11 protein-coding genes are annotated in these 15,690 nt (G+C 67.1%); 9 read left to right on the forward strand and 2 right to left on the reverse strand.

All coding sequences use genetic code 11. The features are described from left to right. Positions 1-69 precede the first annotated feature (69 nt). From smc to ACSQ25_RS10475, 6 genes are read left to right on the forward strand one after another with little or no spacing between them, the layout of a single operon-like run. The gene (smc, locus tag ACSQ25_RS10450) at positions 70-3,594 is read left to right on the forward strand and encodes a chromosome segregation protein SMC (protein WP_436105622.1); all 3,525 of its coding nucleotides are present in this window, start codon (positions 70-72) and stop codon (positions 3,592-3,594) included. After that, a complete protein-coding gene (locus ACSQ25_RS10455) occupies positions 3,591-4,772 on the forward strand; it encodes a cell division protein ZipA C-terminal FtsZ-binding domain-containing protein (protein WP_436105623.1) in 1,182 nt (393 codons plus the stop codon). The genes smc and ACSQ25_RS10455 overlap by 4 nt, the downstream gene beginning before the upstream one ends. A 37-nt stretch (positions 4,773-4,809) precedes the next feature. After that, positions 4,810-7,119, forward strand: a complete 2,310-nt coding sequence (gene ligA, locus ACSQ25_RS10460; protein ID WP_436108050.1) for an NAD-dependent DNA ligase LigA — start codon at positions 4,810-4,812, stop codon at positions 7,117-7,119. A gap of 11 nt (positions 7,120-7,130) precedes the next feature. Next, positions 7,131-8,018 (forward strand): UTP--glucose-1-phosphate uridylyltransferase GalU, encoded by an 888-nt coding sequence (galU, locus tag ACSQ25_RS10465; protein ID WP_436105624.1) that lies wholly within the window; start codon positions 7,131-7,133, stop codon positions 8,016-8,018. A gap of 1 nt (position 8,019) precedes the next feature. Then, positions 8,020-8,556: a peptide deformylase gene (gene def / locus ACSQ25_RS10470; RefSeq protein WP_436105625.1), complete on the forward strand. Its 537-nt coding sequence runs from the start codon at positions 8,020-8,022 to the stop codon at positions 8,554-8,556. Further along, entirely contained in the window at positions 8,556-9,035 is a 480-nt protein-coding gene (locus tag ACSQ25_RS10475; protein ID WP_436105626.1) for a hypothetical protein, read from the forward strand. Before def ends, ACSQ25_RS10475 begins: the two co-directional genes overlap by 1 nt. 109 nt (positions 9,036-9,144) lie before the next feature. Here ACSQ25_RS10475 and ACSQ25_RS10480 read toward each other — a convergent pair whose 3' ends face one another. After that, the gene (locus ACSQ25_RS10480) at positions 9,145-10,902 is read right to left on the reverse strand and encodes a DUF885 domain-containing protein (protein ID WP_436105627.1); all 1,758 of its coding nucleotides are present in this window, start codon (positions 10,900-10,902) and stop codon (positions 9,145-9,147) included. 223 nt (positions 10,903-11,125) lie between these two features. On the opposite strand from ACSQ25_RS10480, the gene ACSQ25_RS10485 reads away from it, so the two are divergent. From ACSQ25_RS10485 to ACSQ25_RS10495, 3 genes are read left to right on the forward strand one after another with little or no spacing between them, the layout of a single operon-like run. After that, positions 11,126-11,542, forward strand: a complete 417-nt coding sequence (locus ACSQ25_RS10485; protein ID WP_436105628.1) for a hypothetical protein — start codon at positions 11,126-11,128, stop codon at positions 11,540-11,542. Further along, positions 11,543-13,012 (forward strand): RAD55 family ATPase, encoded by a 1,470-nt coding sequence (locus ACSQ25_RS10490; protein ID WP_436105629.1) that lies wholly within the window; start codon positions 11,543-11,545, stop codon positions 13,010-13,012. It abuts the gene before it with no gap. Between the two features lie 10 nt (positions 13,013-13,022). Further along, the gene (locus tag ACSQ25_RS10495; protein ID WP_436105630.1) at positions 13,023-14,393 is read left to right on the forward strand and encodes an ATP-binding protein; all 1,371 of its coding nucleotides are present in this window, start codon (positions 13,023-13,025) and stop codon (positions 14,391-14,393) included. A 13-nt stretch (positions 14,394-14,406) separates the two neighbouring features. On the opposite strand, the gene ACSQ25_RS10500 is transcribed toward ACSQ25_RS10495, so the two are convergent. Then, a complete protein-coding gene (locus ACSQ25_RS10500) occupies positions 14,407-15,618 on the reverse strand; it encodes a pyridoxal phosphate-dependent aminotransferase (RefSeq protein WP_436105631.1) in 1,212 nt (403 codons plus the stop codon). Between the last annotated feature and the right edge of the window lie 72 nt (positions 15,619-15,690).

Consider the following 15,690-nt stretch of genomic DNA (forward strand, 5'->3'; position numbering starts at 1 on the left):
TTGGCCGAAAAGCAAGCAACAGATGGTATGATGAGGCCTTTGACGACTCCTTAGCCCAGCCGAAGCAACGTGCGCCTTTCCTCCATCAAATTGTCGGGATTTAAGTCTTTCGTCGATCCCACCAATTTCCAGGTGCCCGGCCAGCTCGTCGGCGTGGTCGGCCCGAACGGCTGCGGCAAGTCGAACATCATCGATGCCGTGCGCTGGGTGCTGGGCGAATCCAAGGCCTCCGAGCTGCGCGGCGAGTCGATGCAGGACGTGATCTTCAACGGCTCCACCTACCGCAAGCCGGCCGGGCGCGCCTCGGTCGAACTCGTGTTCGACAACAGCGGCGGCAAGGCGGCCGGGCAGTGGGGCCAGTACGCCGAGATCGCGGTCAAGCGCACCCTCACGCGCGACGGCACCTCCACCTATTACATCAACGGCCAGCCGGTGCGCCGGCGCGACATCCAGGACATCTTCCTCGGCACCGGCCTCGGTCCGCGCGCCTACGCCATCATCGGCCAGGGCATGATCTCGCGCATCATCGAATCGCGCCCGGAAGAGCTGCGCGTCTTCCTCGAAGAAGCGGCCGGCGTCTCCAAGTACAAGGAACGCCGCCGCGAGACCGAGAACCGGCTGTCCGACACGCGCGAGAACCTGCTGCGGGTCGAAGACATCCTGCGCGAACTGAACGCCAACCTGGAAAAGCTCGAAGCCCAGGCGGCCGTCGCCAAGCGCTTCCACCAGCTGCAGGCCGACCAGGAAGAAAAGCAGAAGCTGCTCTGGCTGATGCGCAAGAACGAAGCCAAGGCCGAGCAGCTGCGCTTCTTCCGAGAGGTCGAAGAAGCCCAGACCGCGCTGGAGGCGCAGACCGCCAAGCTGCGCAACGTCGAGCTCGAGCTGGAAAACATGCGCCAGGCGCACTTCAGCATCGGCGACCGCCTGCACACGGCGCAAGGCGCCCTGTACCAGACCAATTCCGAGATCGGCAGCCTGGAAGCCCAGATCAAGTTCGTGGTCGAATCGCGCACCCGCCTGCAGAACCAGCTCGGCACCCTGGGCGCCCAGCGCGACCAGTGGCTGGCCCAGCGCCAGGAATACGAGGAACAGCTGGGGGAAGCCGAGATCACGCTGGAAGAACTGGGCGCCCGCGCCGAAGGCGCCCAGATCGCGGTGGAAGCCCATGGCGAGCGCGTGCCGGAACTTGAAAGCGCCTGGCGCCAGGCCCAGGAGCGCTCGAACGAATCGCGCGCGCGCATCATGCAGGTCCAGCAGCGCATCGAGCTGGCCAGCGCCCACCAGCGCAACGCCGCCAATATCCTCACCAGCCTGGCCGCGCGGCGCGAGCGCCTGCAGCAGGAGCGTAACGGCCTGAACCTGCCGGACAGCGCCACCCTCGACAACCTGCGCCTGCAGGCGGAAGAAAAGCAGCTGGCGCTGGAAGAGCAGACCATGCTGCTCGACGAAGCGACTGGGCGCCAGGATGCGGTGGAGCAGGAGCGCAAGGAAGCCCACGCCCAGGTCCAGCAGGAGTCCGCCGCGGCGGCCCAGCTGGAAGCGCGCCTGGCCGCGCTGCGCCAGGTGCAGGACCGCGTGCAAACCCAGGGCAAGGTCCAGCCCTGGCTGGAGAAGCACGAACTGGCCGGGCTGCCGCGCCTGTGGCAGAAGCTCGACATCGAAGAGGGCTGGGAAACGGCGCTGGAAGCCGTGCTGCGCGAACGCTCCGGCGCGCTCGAGGTGTCGAATCTCGATTGGGCCAAGGCCTTCTTCAGCGACGCGCCGCCGGCCCGCCTGGCCTTGTATTCGCCGGCACCGGCTGCGGCGGCTGCTGCCGACACCTCGGGCCTGAAACCCTTCGCCAGCCTGCTGCGCCTGAACGACCCGGGCCTGCGCGGGGTGCTGAACGACTGGCTGCACCACGTCTACGTAGCCCACGATGCCGCCGAAGCCTTCGCCAGGCGCGCCAGCCTGCCGCAGGGCGGCAGCTTCGTCACGCGCCAGGGCCACCTGGTCACCGCCTCCAGCGTGCGCTTCCATGCGCCGGATGCGGAGCAGGACGGCATGCTGGCGCGCCAGCACGAGATCGAGAACATCGGCAAACAGCTGCGCGCCCAGGCCCTGCTGCTGGACGAAGCGAAGAGCCGCGCCACCCGCGCCGACGCCGCCGTCAGTGAGCTGACCCGGCGCCTGCAGGATGCGCGCCAACGCTCCGCCACGCTGCAGCGCGAAGTGCATGCGCTGCAGATCGAGGTCCTGAAGCAGAGCGAGATCGAGGCGCGCTTCAACCAGCGCAGCGGCCAGATCGCCGCCGACCTGTCCGAGATCGCGGCCCAGGAAGCCGAGCAGCGCCAGGCCGCCGCCGAAGCCGAACAGGAATTCGAGCAGCTCGACATGGAGCTGGCCGAGCTGCAGGGCAGCCACGAGGACGGCCAGACCGCCTTCATGGAAAAGGAGCAGCTTCTCGCCGACGCGCGCCAGAAGCTGCGCGACCTGGAACGCAGCGCGCAGGAGGCCCAGTTCGCCGAACGTTCGCAGCGCAGCAAGATCGAGGAACTGCGCCGCAGCATCGCCACCGCCACCCAACAGGCCGAGCAGGTCGGCGCCAGCCTGGGTGCCGGCCGGCTCGAGCTGGAAGCGCTGGAAGCGGGCACCGCCCACGAAGGCCTGCAGGAACTGCTGGACCGCCGCTCCACCCAGGAGCGCGCCCTGGCCGACGCCCGCCATGAGCTCGACCAGATCACCCAGCAGCTGCGCCAGCTCGAGGAACTGCGGATGGGGAACGAACGCAGCCTGCAGCCGCAGCGCGACCGCATCACCGAGATGCAGCTCAAGGAGCAGGCCGCGCGCCTGAACCAGGAGCAGTTCGCCGAGGCCCTGGCCACCACCGGCGCGGTCGAATCCGAGCTGGAGGAAAAGCTCACGCCGGACATGAAGCCGCAATACCTGCAGGGCGAGGTGACGCGCCTGACGAATGCCATCGGCGCACTCGGCGCGGTGAACCTGGCGGCGGTGGACGAGCTGGCCCAGGCCACCGAGCGCAAGCGCTATCTCGATTCGCAGAACAAGGACCTGCAGGAAGCCATCGCGACGCTGGAAGACGCGATCCACCGCATCGACCGCGAGACCCGCGAGCTGCTGCAGGACACGTTCGACCGCGTGAATACCCACTTCTCCGAGCTGTTCCCGATCCTGTTCGGCGGCGGCCAGGCCAAGCTGGTGATGACCGGCGACGAGATCCTGGATTCCGGCGTGCAGGTGATGGCCCAGCCGCCCGGCAAGAAGAATGCGACCATCCACCTGCTGTCGGGCGGCGAGAAGGCGCTGACCGCCACCGCGCTGGTGTTCTCGATGTTCCGCCTGAACCCGGCGCCGTTCTGCCTGCTGGACGAGGTGGACGCGCCCCTGGACGACGCCAATACCGAGCGCTTCTGCCGCATGGTCAAGCGCATGTCGGACCATACCCAATTCCTCTTCATCTCGCACAACAAGATCGCGATGGAGATGGCCAACCAACTGATCGGTGTGACGATGCAGGAGCAGGGCGTATCGCGCATCGTGGCGGTGGACATGGAGTCCGCCGCGAATTTCGCTACTGAGGCACAAGCAGCATGACTGATTTACAAATGACCCTGATCGCAGCGGGCGGCGTCTTCGTCGTCGGCGTCATCTCTTACAACAAGTGGCAGGAGTACAAGGCCCGCAAGAGCGTGGAACGCGCGTTCGCGTCGGATCATGACGATGTCCTGATGCGCAGCGGCGAGACGCCGGTGGAGCGCCAGGAACCGGTGCTCGACCTCGGCGCCGAAACGCCGCTGTCGCCACTGGACGTCGAACCGGGCGAGTCCCGGCGGGACGCTGCGGCGCCCGTTGTCGACGCACCGGCGCCTGCGGTACCCGCTGCGCCGGCGGCGCCACGTGCACCGACGACGATCGCTTCGCTGGAGCCGGCCGCGCCGCTGCCGGGCACGACGCCACAAACGCCGCCGTCCGAACTGGCCGAAAGCCTGGTCGACCCGCTGATCGACTGCATCATCCCGCTGAACTTCGAAGGCGCCCTGCGCGGCGACAAGATCCTGCCTGCGCTGCACAAGCTGCGCCGCGTCGGCAACAAGCCGATCCACTACGTCGGCTTCGCCGTCAGCGGCGACTGGGAGCCGATCGTGCACGGCGGCGTGTACACCAAGCTGCAGGCCGGCGTGCAGATGGCCACCCGCACCACGGCCCTGAACGAGATCGAATATTCGGAACTGGTGACGCGCCTGCGCGCGGTGGCCGACGAAATCGGCGCCGAGCCGGAAGTGCCGGACATGATCGAAGTGATGAGCGAAGCGCGCACCCTGCACCGCTTCGTCGCCGGCCACGACGCCCAGCTGGGCGTGAACCTGGCCGCCAATGGCGCGCCCTGGGCGATTTCCACCCTGATCGCCGCGCTCGAGAAGCAGGGCTTCGACGTTCGTCCGGACGGCCGCTTCTCAATGCCGGACGGGGAGGGCGGCGTGCTGTTCACCCTGTCGACCAATGTCACCCTGGGCGCCGACACCACCTCGCGCCTGACCCTGCTGCTCGACGTGCCCTGCGTGGCCCCGGCGCGCGACGGCTTCGGCGCCATGGTCAAGTGTGCCAAGGAGCTGACCCAGCGCCTGGACGCGACCATCGTCGACGACTTCGAACAGCCGCTGCTCGACCCTGCGCTGGAAGAAATCAAGGGACAGGTCGCCGACTTCTACCAGGAGATGGAAGCCTCCGACATCCCGGCCGGTTCCACCCGCGCGCTGCGCCTGTTCGTCTGAGGTTCACGTGACTGTCCCACAGGAGGTCCAGGACCGCATGGCGTGGCTGGTCGAGGAACTGAACCGCCATATCTACAACTACCACGTGCTCGACGCGCCGACTATTCCGGACGCCGAGTACGACCGCCTGTTCAAGGAGCTGCAGGATCTCGAAGCGGCCCACCCCCAGGCGGTGAGCAACGATTCGCCGACCTCGCGCGTGGGTGCCGCGCCGATCCCCGAGTTCAAGCAGGTGACCCACTCGGTGCCGATGCTTTCGCTGAACAACGGCTTCAGCGACGAGGATGTCGACAACTTCGACCGCCGCGTGCGCGACGGGCTGGAAACCAGGCAGGTGGCGTATTCGACGGAGCTGAAATTCGATGGCCTGGCGATCAGCCTGCGCTACGAGAATGGCGTGTTCGTGCAGGCCGCCACCCGCGGCGACGGCTACACCGGCGAGGACGTGACCGCCAATATCCGCACCGTGAAGGTGATCCCGCTGCGCCTGCACGGCAGCGAGGTGCCGGCGGTGCTGGAAGTGCGCGGCGAGGTGCTGATGTTCAAGGACGACTTCAATCGCCTGAACCAGCGCCAGCGCGACGCCGGGCAGAAGGAATTCGCCAACCCGCGCAATGCGGCCGCGGGCAGCCTGCGCCAGCTGGACGCGCGCATCACGGCCCAGCGCAAGCTGCGCTTCTTCGCCTATGGCATCGGCCGCCTGGAAGGCGCCGAGCTGCCGGAGTCGCATTCGGCGGTGCTCGACTGGTTCGACCGCCTCGGCCTGCCGGTCTCGAAGGAGCGCGCGGTGGTGCGTGGCTGCGAGGGCCTGCTCGGCTACTACCGCAGCATCGGGCAGAAACGCAGCGCGCTGCCGTATGAAATCGACGGCGTGGTGTACAAGGTCGACAGCGTGGCCGACCAGGCCCAGCTCGGCTTCGTGTCGCGCGCGCCGCGCTTCGCGCTGGCCCACAAGTTCCCGGCCGAAGAAGCCATGACGACCGTGTCGGCGATCGACGTCCAGGTCGGCCGCACCGGCGCCATCACGCCGGTGGCACGCCTGCATCCTGTCTCGGTGGGCGGCGTCACCGTTACCAACGCTACCTTGCACAACGAGGACGAAGTGCTGCGCAAGGACGTGCGCGTGGGCGACACCGTGATCGTGCGCCGCGCCGGCGACGTGATTCCCGAGGTCCTGTCGGTGGTGCTGGAGCGCCGCCCGACACCCGAGCCGATGCGCTACAAGCTGCCCGAGAGCTGCCCGGTGTGCGGCTCGCACGTGGTGCGCGAAGAGGGCGAGGCGATCGCGCGCTGCTCCGGCGGCCTGACCTGCGCGGCCCAGCGCAAGGAAGCGATCCGCCATTTCGCCGGCCGCCGCATGATGGACATCGAGGGCCTGGGCGACCGCTACATCGACAGTCTGGTGGAGTGCAGCCTGGTCCACGGCGTGGCCGACCTGTACAAGCTCACGCTGGACGACCTGCTCAAGATGAAGCGCCTGGCCGACGAGCGCGAAGGCACGACGCCAGAGACCGTCAAGCAGGGCAAGGTGGCCACCAAGTGGGCGGACAACCTGCTGGACGCGATCAAGGCCAGCAAGAACCCGCCGCTGGAGCGCCTGCTGTTCGCGCTCGGCATCCGCCACGTGGGCGAATCGACCGCCAAGACCCTGGCCGACTGGCTCGGGCGCTTCGCACTGGTGCGCCAGGCGCCGGAAGCGCTGCTGCGTGTGCTGCCCGACATCGGTGGCACCGTGGCCGAGGCCATCGCCGAATTCTTCGCCGAAGAAAAAAACCAGCGCGAGATCGATGCGCTGCTGGCGGCCGGCGTGGCGCCGCAAGGCGAGCATCCGCCCAAGGCGCAGCTGCGCGAGAAGCTGGATGAAGTCAAACTGCTGGCCGCGCTCGGCATTCCGAAACTGACCGAGCCGCGCGCACGCCAGCTGCTGGGGGCAGGCCAGACCCTGGAATCGCTGGCGCACCTGAACGTGTTCGGCGTGTTCGGCCTGCCGGCCACCGTCGCGGCCGCGCTGGAAGAATGGATGGCGCAGCCCGGCAAGCGTGAGCGGGTCGCGGCGCTGGCGCAGCTGCGCGGCGAGCTGCTGGCCCAGCTGCCGGAAGAAGCGCCCGCTGCCGAAGGCCCGCTCACCGGCAAGACCTTCGTCCTGACCGGGACCCTGCCGACCCTGAGCCGCGACGCCGCCCAAGCGCTGATCGAAGCGGCGGGCGGCAAGGTGTCCGGGTCGGTCTCGAAGAAAACCTCGTATGTGGTCGCCGGGGCCGAGGCGGGCAGCAAGCTCGCCAAGGCGGAAGAACTCGGCGTCACCGTTCTCGACGAAGCGGGGCTGCAAGCCCTGCTCGGGCAATAAAAGGAAACTGTATGTCCCTGATTCGCAAAGCCGTATTCCCCGTCGCCGGCCTCGGCAGCCGCTTCCTTCCCGCCACCAAGGCGCAGCCGAAGGAGATGCTGCCGATCGTCGACAAACCGCTGATCCAGTACGCCGTGGAAGAGGCGGTGGCGGCCGGCATCACCGAGATGGTCTTCATCACCGGCCGCAACAAGCGCGCCATCGAAGACCATTTCGACAAGGCCTACGAGCTCGAGGCCGAACTGGAAGCGCATGGCAAGCAGGCACTGCTCGACGTCGTGCGCGGCGTGATCCCGAAGAACGTCAACTGCATCTATATCCGCCAGTCGGCCCCGCTGGGCCTGGGCCACGCGGTGCTGTGCGCGCGCCCGGTGATCGGCAACGAGCCCTTCGCCGTGTTGCTGGCGGACGACTTCATGGACACCGACCCGCCTACCCGCCCGGTGCTGGCGCAGATGACCGAGCTGTATGCCTACGAGCGTTCGAGCATCCTCGCGGTGCAGGACGTCCCGCGCGAAAACACGCGCCAGTACGGCATCGTCAGCGCCTCGCCCTACCGTCCGAACCTGGAACTGGTCTCGGGCATCGTCGAGAAGCCGGCTCCGGAAGTGGCGCCGTCCACACTGGCGGTGGTCGGCCGCTACGTGCTGTCGGGCTCGATCTTCGGCTACCTCGAGAACCTGGGCACCGGCGCCGGCGGCGAGATCCAGCTGACCGACGGCATCGCCGCCCTGATGCAGGCCGAGCGCGTGCTGGCCTACCGCTACCAGGGCCAGCGCTACGACTGCGGCTCCAAGCTCGGCTACCTGAAAGCCACCGCGGCGATCGGCCTGAAGCATCCGGAAACGGCCGAGGGCTTCCGCGCCTCGCTTGCCGCGCTGCTCGAGCAAGGAAAATAACATGGCCGTCCGCGAGATCCTGCGCATGGGCGATCCGCGCCTGCTGCGCGTGGCCGAGAAGGTCGAGACCTTCGACACGCCCGAGCTGCACGCCCTGATCGCCGACATGTTCGAGACCATGCATGCGGCGAACGGCGCGGGCCTGGCGGCGCCGCAGATCGGCGTCAACCTGCAGCTGGTGATCTTCGGCTTTGCAAAGAACCTGCGCTATCCGGATGCGCCGCCGGTGCCGGAAACGGTGCTGATCAATCCCGTGCTCACGCCGCTTTCCGAAGAGATGGAAGAGGGCTTCGAAGGCTGCCTGTCGGTGCCGGGCCTGCGCGGCAGCGTGCCGCGCTATACCAGGCTGCATTACGAGGGCGTCGACCAGTATGGCAAGCCTATCGTGCGCGACGCCGAAGGCTTCCATGCGCGCGTGGTGCAGCACGAGGTGGACCACCTGCTGGGCATCCTGTATCCGATGCGCATCCGCGACTTTTCCCGCTTCGGCTTCACCGAAGTGATGTTCCCCGATCTCGATCCGAAGGCCGACGACTGATGCGCTTCATCCTGCTTCCGCTGCTGCTTGCCGCGCCGCTGGCCCAGGCCGATGATTTGTTTACGAAAATCGATTCCGCACCGAAGAGCGAGTTCTGGCTCGACAGCGGCTTCGCCACCGCCCACTTCGACAGCGACAAGGACCTGAACGGCGCCAACAAGGGGCTGGGCGCCGAGTACCGCTTCAACGGCACGACGGCGGCGACGCTCGGTCGCTTCTACAACAGCGACCGGCAGTGGTCGAACTATGCGGGGGTGATCTGGCAGCCCTACGCCGTCGGACCGGTGCGCGTGGGACTGGCAATCGCGGCCTTCGATGGTTATCCGAACATGCGCGATGGCGGCTGGTTTCCGGCGGTGATTCCGACGCTGACTTATGAGTACCAGCGCGTCGGGCTGAATGTGGGGATTATCCCGACCTACAAGGACCGCTTGTATGGCGGGATTTCGTTTCAGCTCAAGTTCAAGCTCTTCGAATAAGCTGCTTGAACTTGGGTTCCCGCCTTCGCGGGAACGACGGTTTTAAAGCCTCTAGCCACAAGACCGTCATTCCCGCGCAGGCGGGAATCCAAGTTTACGTAGAACAGCCTTAGCTCTCCTTCGGATACGGCGACGGCCCACCCTCCGCAATGAACGCATCGATCCGCTGCTGCAGCACCGGCAGCGGCACCGACCCCAGCTGCAGCACGGTGTCGTGGAAGTGGCGGATATCGAACTTCGGCCCCAGCGCCTTTTCCGCGCGCGCCCGCGCTTCCTGGATCGCCATCTGCCCCAGGTAATAGGACAGCGCCTGTCCGGGCCACGAGATATAGCGGTCCACCTCGGTCTCCACCTCGTGCTTCGCCAGCGCCGTGTTGTCCATCAGGTAGGCCTGCGCCTGCTCGCGCGTCCAGCCCTTGGCGTGGATGCCGGTGTCGACCACCAGGCGCGAGGCGCGCCAGGCCTGGTAGCTCAGCATGCCGAAGTGTTCATAGGGCGTCTCGTAGATCCCCATCTCCACCCCCAGCCGTTCCGCGTACAGGGCCCAGCCTTCGCCGAAGGCCGAGATATAGGCGCGGCGGAAGGGCGGTACCCCTTTCTGTTCCTGCGCCACCGGCAGCTGGAAGGCATGGCCGGGCGCCGACTCGTGCAGGGTCAGGGCGGGCAGGCTGTAGAGCGCGCGCGCCGGCAGGTTGTAGGTATTGACCCAGTAGGCGCCCGCACCGCCGCGCCCCGCCGTGTAGAACGGGGCCTGGTCGTCGGGCACCGGCAGGATCGCGAAGCGGCGCCGCGGCAGGTAGCCGAAGTACTGGTCGGCCTTGGCGTCGAACTTCTTGGCGGTCCAGGCCGCGTGCATCAGCAGCTCTTTCGGCGTCCTGGCGTAGAACTGCGGGTCGGTGCGCAGGAAGGCCAGGAAGGCCGGCAGGTCGCCCTTGAAATCCGCCTTCTTCATGGTCTCGTGCATTTCGGCGCGGATCTTCGCCATCTCGGCCAGTCCGATCTGGTGGATCTGGTCCGCGCTGAGGCTGGTGGTGGTGTACTCGACGATCTTCGACTGGTAGTAGGCTTTCCCGCCAGGCATGCTCTCGGCGGCGAGGGTGGTGCGCGCCTTCGGCAGGTAGTCGGTCCGGAAGAAGGCCAGTACCCTGCCGTAGGCCGGCTGGACCCGGTCGCGGATGATGGCTGCCGCCTGCGCCTTCATGGCTTCCTGCTCGGCGGCGGGCACCGCGGACGGCATGTTCTTGAACGGGGTGAAGAACACGGTTTCCTGCGGGGTCCTGGCCTCGGCGATCGGGACCAGGGCCACGTCGCGTCCCGCCAGCGTGACTTGCGGCGGGGTGAAACCGCGCGCCAGGCCGGCACGCATGTTGGCCGTCTCCTGCGCGAAATAGTCGGGCAGGGCGGCCAGCTGCTTCAAGTAGTTGCGGTAGTCCTCGGCCGTCTTGAAGGGGCGGCGCGCGCTGAAGGTGACATTGGTCCAGAACGCGCTGTCGGCATTCACCGGCTGCTCGTATTCGCGGAAGCGCTGCGCCTCCGCCAGCGCGGCGATCTGGGCGCGGTAGACGGCGAAATTGATCCGCTCATCGGGGGACAGGGCGGCCGGCGCGATACCGTCGAGTTCCTTCAGGATGCCCTCCCAGTACAGGCGGCGCGTCTCCTGCGCCGGCGCGTCGACGCGGGCCAGCGACGCACTCACGCCGCGCTCATCCTCGGCGCGGGCGAGCCGTTCCGTGACGCGCCACTTCCATTCTTTCGTGTAGATTGTCTTGAAACGAGCATCTGCCTCCGTCGCGGCGCCCGCAGGGACGCTAGCAAGACTCAGCAGTACAAAGGCCGTCGTCACGACGGCGCCCAGCTTGTTATTCATGGCCTTCCCGTAATCAACGAGCGACATCGCTCAGCGATACGCATCTTAGCGGGTAAGTGCCGAACTGACACGTTTAAAAATGTTTCTGACAGTCCGTCAGCGGAATCAGGTGTTTGCCGAAACGACACGATATAATATTCGATGCAATGGGAACCGCCACTGGCCTTCCCGGCCGCGGACTGGCGCAGGTCCCGGCGACCACCATGACCACCGGCGGCATTCATTGTTCAACGACGAAGATATGACGAATAGTACGGGCGCGCAGGATCCGGCCGCTGAGCGCGCCGATCCGCTGCAACCCTGGCGCAGGATCGCAACGCAGCTCTGCCCGCTGATCGGGGAGAGCGGCTTTTGCGCGCTGTTCGGGCGTGCCGTCCACGTGATCGGTTCCGATCATGCCTGGCTGGCCCCACAGCAGCCGATCCGCACGCCCGAACAACTGTTCAGCGCACTCCAGGAGCGCCTGGCGTCCGCCGATCCAGAACGCGCCGTCACCGCCAACGACGCCTTGCTGCGAACCTTCACCCAGCTTCTCGCCGCACTCATCGGGGAGAGGCTGACGCAGCAATTGCTCGCGTCAGCCACGGCCACTGCGGACCACGCGGCAGCCCAGCAGCAGAATGCACAGGAGCAGAAATAAATGACCGATAAAGTAACCTTGGGGAAATTGGCCACCGGCGTACCAGGGCTCGATATTCTCTTGGGCGGCGGCTTGAACGAGTTCTCGTTCAACCTGATTACCGGTGCTCCTGGCTGTGGCAAGACCACGCTGGCCCACCAGATCATGTTTTCGCTGGCCAATCCGCAACGGCGGGCGGTCTTCTTTACGGTCCTCGGCGAACCGCCGCTGAAGATGCTGCGCTACCAGCAGCAGTATTCCTTCTTCGAGATGGACAAGGTCGGCTCCGCGATTCGCTACGTCAACCTGGCGGCCGACTTGCGCGCCGGCGACTACAGCGGGGTGCTCGAGCGCATCACCCGCGAGGTCGAGGATTTCGGCGCCAGCCTGGTGTTCGTCGATTCCTTCCGCTCCGTCATCCAGACCGGCAAGCCGGGTTTCGAAGGCATGAACGAACTGCAGTACTTCGTGCAGGAGCTGGGCACCCGCATGACGAGCTGGATGGCGACCACCTTCCTGATCGGCGAATACCAGCACAACGAGGTCGAGGCGAATCCGATCACCACGGTGGCCGACGGCATGATCAGCATGAGCCAGCAGCATGAGAACAATGCGGTGATCCGCAAGATCCGCATCGTGAAGATGCGCGGCCAGGCGCATATGTCCGGTTCGCACACCTTCCGCATCAGCGACGACGGCCTGCGCATCTATCCGCGCCTGCTGCCGCCGCTCGCCGACGACCGCATCCCGGGGGTACCGGTGGACACCGAGAAGCGCCGCATCCCGACCGGGGTGGCGGGGCTCGACGAGATGCTGCATGGCGGCCTGCCGCAGGGCCACTCCCTGCTGGCGATCGGGCCGACCGGCTGCGGCAAGACGATCCTCGGCTCGACCTTCCTGCGCGCCGGCGTCGCACGGGGAGAAAAGGGCGTGATGCTGTGCTTCGAAAAAGGCACGGCCCGACTGCGCAACGCCGAGCTGGCGGCCATGGTGCAGGCCGGGCAGGTGACGATCGTCGAGAGCCGCCGGGTCGACCTGACGGTCGAGGAGTTCGAAGACCACCTGCTCGAAGCGATCGAGCGCACCGACGCGCGCCGGGTCGTGATCGACTCGCTGTCGGAGTTCAGTCTCTATCTGGCGCCGGAGTGCCGGCGCGACCTGCGTGACGGCATCTTCCACATCCTGTCGAGCCTGGCCAAGCGTGGAGTCACGGCCCTGGTCACGACCGGTCTCGACGAACGCACGCTCAACATGAACCACGCGCGTGCCGACATTGCCTACCTGACCGATGCGATCGTGGCCATGCGCTACGCCGAGGTCGACGGGCACGTGCGGCGCTACATCGGCATCGTCAAGGTGCGCGGTTCGGACCACAGCAACGAACTGCGCGAATACCGGATCACGAACGAGGGCATCGAGATCGACCCCGTCCCCGCCCAGGTCAACGGGGTGCTGTTCGGGCGCATCGACGGCGTCAAGTCAGGCGAATAAGGCTTACATCATGGGAACGTTTAATGAATCGAATGCTGGCTCTGAACAACGTTCCCTGATGGGCGAAGACGACAACTCCCTTGGCCGGATGCTGCGCGAGCAGGAACTGCAGCAACGGATCGCCATCCTCGAAGCGGAACTTTCGCACACCCGCATTCTCGCGCGTGACCACGCCCGCCTTGAAGAGCAGGTCGAACAGCTGCGCGAGGCCAACGAACACCTGGTCATGGCCACCGTCAGCGCCCAGTCGCTGCGCGACCTGGCCGAAGCCACCAACCGGCGCCAGACCGAATTCCTGGCCATGCTGGCGCACGAGCTGCGCAATCCGCTCGCGCCGCTGAGCATGGCCGCGAGCCTGCTGGGCAGCCTGGGCGGCGGCTCCGGCCAGCTGGCCCACGTGGCCGGCGTGGTGCGGCGCCAGGTCGACCACATGGCGCGCCTGCTCGACGACCTGCTCGACGCCGCCCGCATCAGCAGCGGCAAGATCACCCTGTCGGTACGCCCGCTGGCGCTGGCCGGCGCCCTCGACCAGGCGGTCGAGACGGTGGCGCCGCGCATCCGCGAACGGGGCCAGCAACTCGACGTCCAGCTGCCGCAGGAAACCCTCACCATCGACGGCGATCCGGTGCGCCTGACCCAGGTCTTTGCCAACCTGCTCGGCAACGCCTCCAAATACACGGGCGACGGCGGCCGCATCGTGCTGCGCGCCTGGCGCGCCGGCGAGGAAGTCGTGGTGCAGGTGAGCGACAACGGCTCCGGCATCGCCCCCGACATGCTGCCGCAGATCTTCGATCTCTTCATCCAGGGCCCGCGCTCGCTGGCCCGCTCGGAAGGCGGCCTCGGCATTGGACTGAACGTGGTGCGCAACCTGGTCAGCATGCATGGCGGGACAGTGACGGCCGACAGCGCAGGCGAAGGGCGCGGCAGCACGTTTACCGTGCGCCTGCCGCTGTCCGCCGCGCTCACGCCGGTGGCGCCGGCTCCCGCCGGGCCGAGCACCGCCGAAGGCGCGCGCCGGATCCTGCTGATCGAGGACAACGTGGACGCCTGCGACACGCTGCGCACGCTGCTGGAGCTGGCCGGCCACGAGGTGGCGGTGGCCTACGACGGCCACACCGGCCTGGCGGCGGCGGAGGCGCGCCGCTACGATATCCTGATCTGCGACATCGGCCTGCCCGGGCTCGACGGCCACGAAGTGATCGAGCGCGTGCGCAGCGCGCAAGGTCCGGACGCACCCTTCGCCATCGCGCTGTCCGGCTACGGCCAGTCCGAAGACCGCGAACGCGCGCTGGAATCCGGCTTCGACCGCTACCTGGTCAAGCCGGCCGCGCCGGATGCCCTGCTCGAACTGGTCGGCGAGGAGCGCGCGCTGCGCTCCTGAGCCGGACCCTGCCTCAGGAGCGCAGCACGCGCTCCAGGCGCACCACCGCTTCTTCGATCCGCTCGAGGCGGGTGGCGTACGAGAAGCGCACATGCCGCTGCGGAGCTGCGAACCCGAAATCATCTCCCGGCACGATCGCCACCTGCGCGTCGCGCAGCACCGACCAGGCGAAGGCCGTGCTGTCGCCGCCGTGCGCGTGCGGCAGTTCGTGGATGTCCGCATACACGTAGAAGGCGCCATCCGGCATCACCGGCACCCCGAAGCCGAGCGCGCGCAGGGCCGGCACCAGGAAGTCGCGGCGGCGCTGGAATTCGCGCCGGCGCTCTTCGTAGATCGCCAGGGCTTCCGGCGTGAAGCAGGCCAGCGCGGCCTGCTGGGCCACGGTCGGCGCGCAGATGAACAGGTTCTGCGCCAGCTTTTCGAAGGTCGATACCAGCGCTTCCGGCACCACCAGCCAGCCAAGGCGCCAGCCGGTCATGCTGAAGTATTTCGAGAAACTGTTGACGGTGATGACGTCCGGGTCGAGGGCCAGGGCGCTCACCGGCTGGTGGTCGTAGGACAGCCCCTGGTAGATTTCGTCGATGATGGCAAAACCGCCGCGTGCGCGCACGGCGCCGAGCATCGCGCGCAGCTGCTCCGGCGTCATCGAGGTCCCGGTCGGGTTCGAGGGCGAGGCCACCAGCACCCCGCGCGTCCGTTCGCTCCAGTTGGCATCCACATGGGTGCTGCTCAGTTGGTAACGGTCTTCGCTGGAAGCCGGCACCAGCACCGGCTTGCCGCCGAAGGCGGAGACGAAATGGCGGTTGCAGGGATAGCAGGGGTCGGGCATCAGGACTTCGTCGCCGTCCGCCACCAGGGCGGCGCAGGCCAGCAGCAGGCCGGCCGAGGCGCCGGCGGTGACGACGATGCGGCGCGGGTCGATGTCGAGGCCGTGCACGGCCGCGTAATGGCCGCTGATGGCTTCGCGCAGCTCGCGCAGGCCGAGCGAGTCGGTGTACTGGGTGACGCCGCCCTTGATGGCTTCCATGGCGGCGTGGGCGACGATGTCGGGGGCGGTGAAATCGGGCTCGCCGACGCTCATGCTGATGACGTCGATGCCGCTGCGTTTCATTTCGCCGGCCGCCTTGACCATTTCCATGACGCGGAAAGGTTCGATGGCGTGGACGCGCTGAGCCACCTGGAGGGCGCGCGTGGACTTGGTGTCGGGTGAAGAAGTGGTAGTCATGCCGGAATCTCTTGAATCTGATCCGCCATGATAACGTAGGGTGGACGGCTTCGCCGTCCGCGCGTTCAAGCT

The sequence above is a fragment of the Massilia sp. LjRoot122 genome, assembly GCF_964252725.1.
Taxonomy (GTDB): domain Bacteria; phylum Pseudomonadota; class Gammaproteobacteria; order Burkholderiales; family Burkholderiaceae_D; genus Telluria.

Excerpts from the sequence above, each read along its gene's own strand:
- ACSQ25_RS10455 (WP_436105623.1), top strand. The coding sequence starts at position 3,591 with ATGACTGATTTACAAATGACCCTGATCGCAGCGGGCGGCGTCTTCGTC.
- ligA (WP_436108050.1), top strand. The coding sequence starts at position 4,810 with ATGGCGTGGCTGGTCGAGGAACTGAACCGCCATATCTACAACTACCAC.
- galU (WP_436105624.1), top strand. The coding sequence starts at position 7,131 with ATGTCCCTGATTCGCAAAGCCGTATTCCCCGTCGCCGGCCTCGGCAGC.
- def (WP_436105625.1), top strand. The coding sequence starts at position 8,020 with ATGGCCGTCCGCGAGATCCTGCGCATGGGCGATCCGCGCCTGCTGCGC.
- ACSQ25_RS10475 (WP_436105626.1), top strand. The coding sequence starts at position 8,556 with ATGCGCTTCATCCTGCTTCCGCTGCTGCTTGCCGCGCCGCTGGCCCAG.
- ACSQ25_RS10480 (WP_436105627.1), bottom strand. The coding sequence starts at position 10,902 with ATGAATAACAAGCTGGGCGCCGTCGTGACGACGGCCTTTGTACTGCTG.
- ACSQ25_RS10490 (WP_436105629.1), top strand. The coding sequence starts at position 11,543 with ATGACCGATAAAGTAACCTTGGGGAAATTGGCCACCGGCGTACCAGGG.
- ACSQ25_RS10495 (WP_436105630.1), top strand. The coding sequence starts at position 13,023 with ATGGGAACGTTTAATGAATCGAATGCTGGCTCTGAACAACGTTCCCTG.
- ACSQ25_RS10500 (WP_436105631.1), bottom strand. The coding sequence starts at position 15,618 with ATGACTACCACTTCTTCACCCGACACCAAGTCCACGCGCGCCCTCCAG.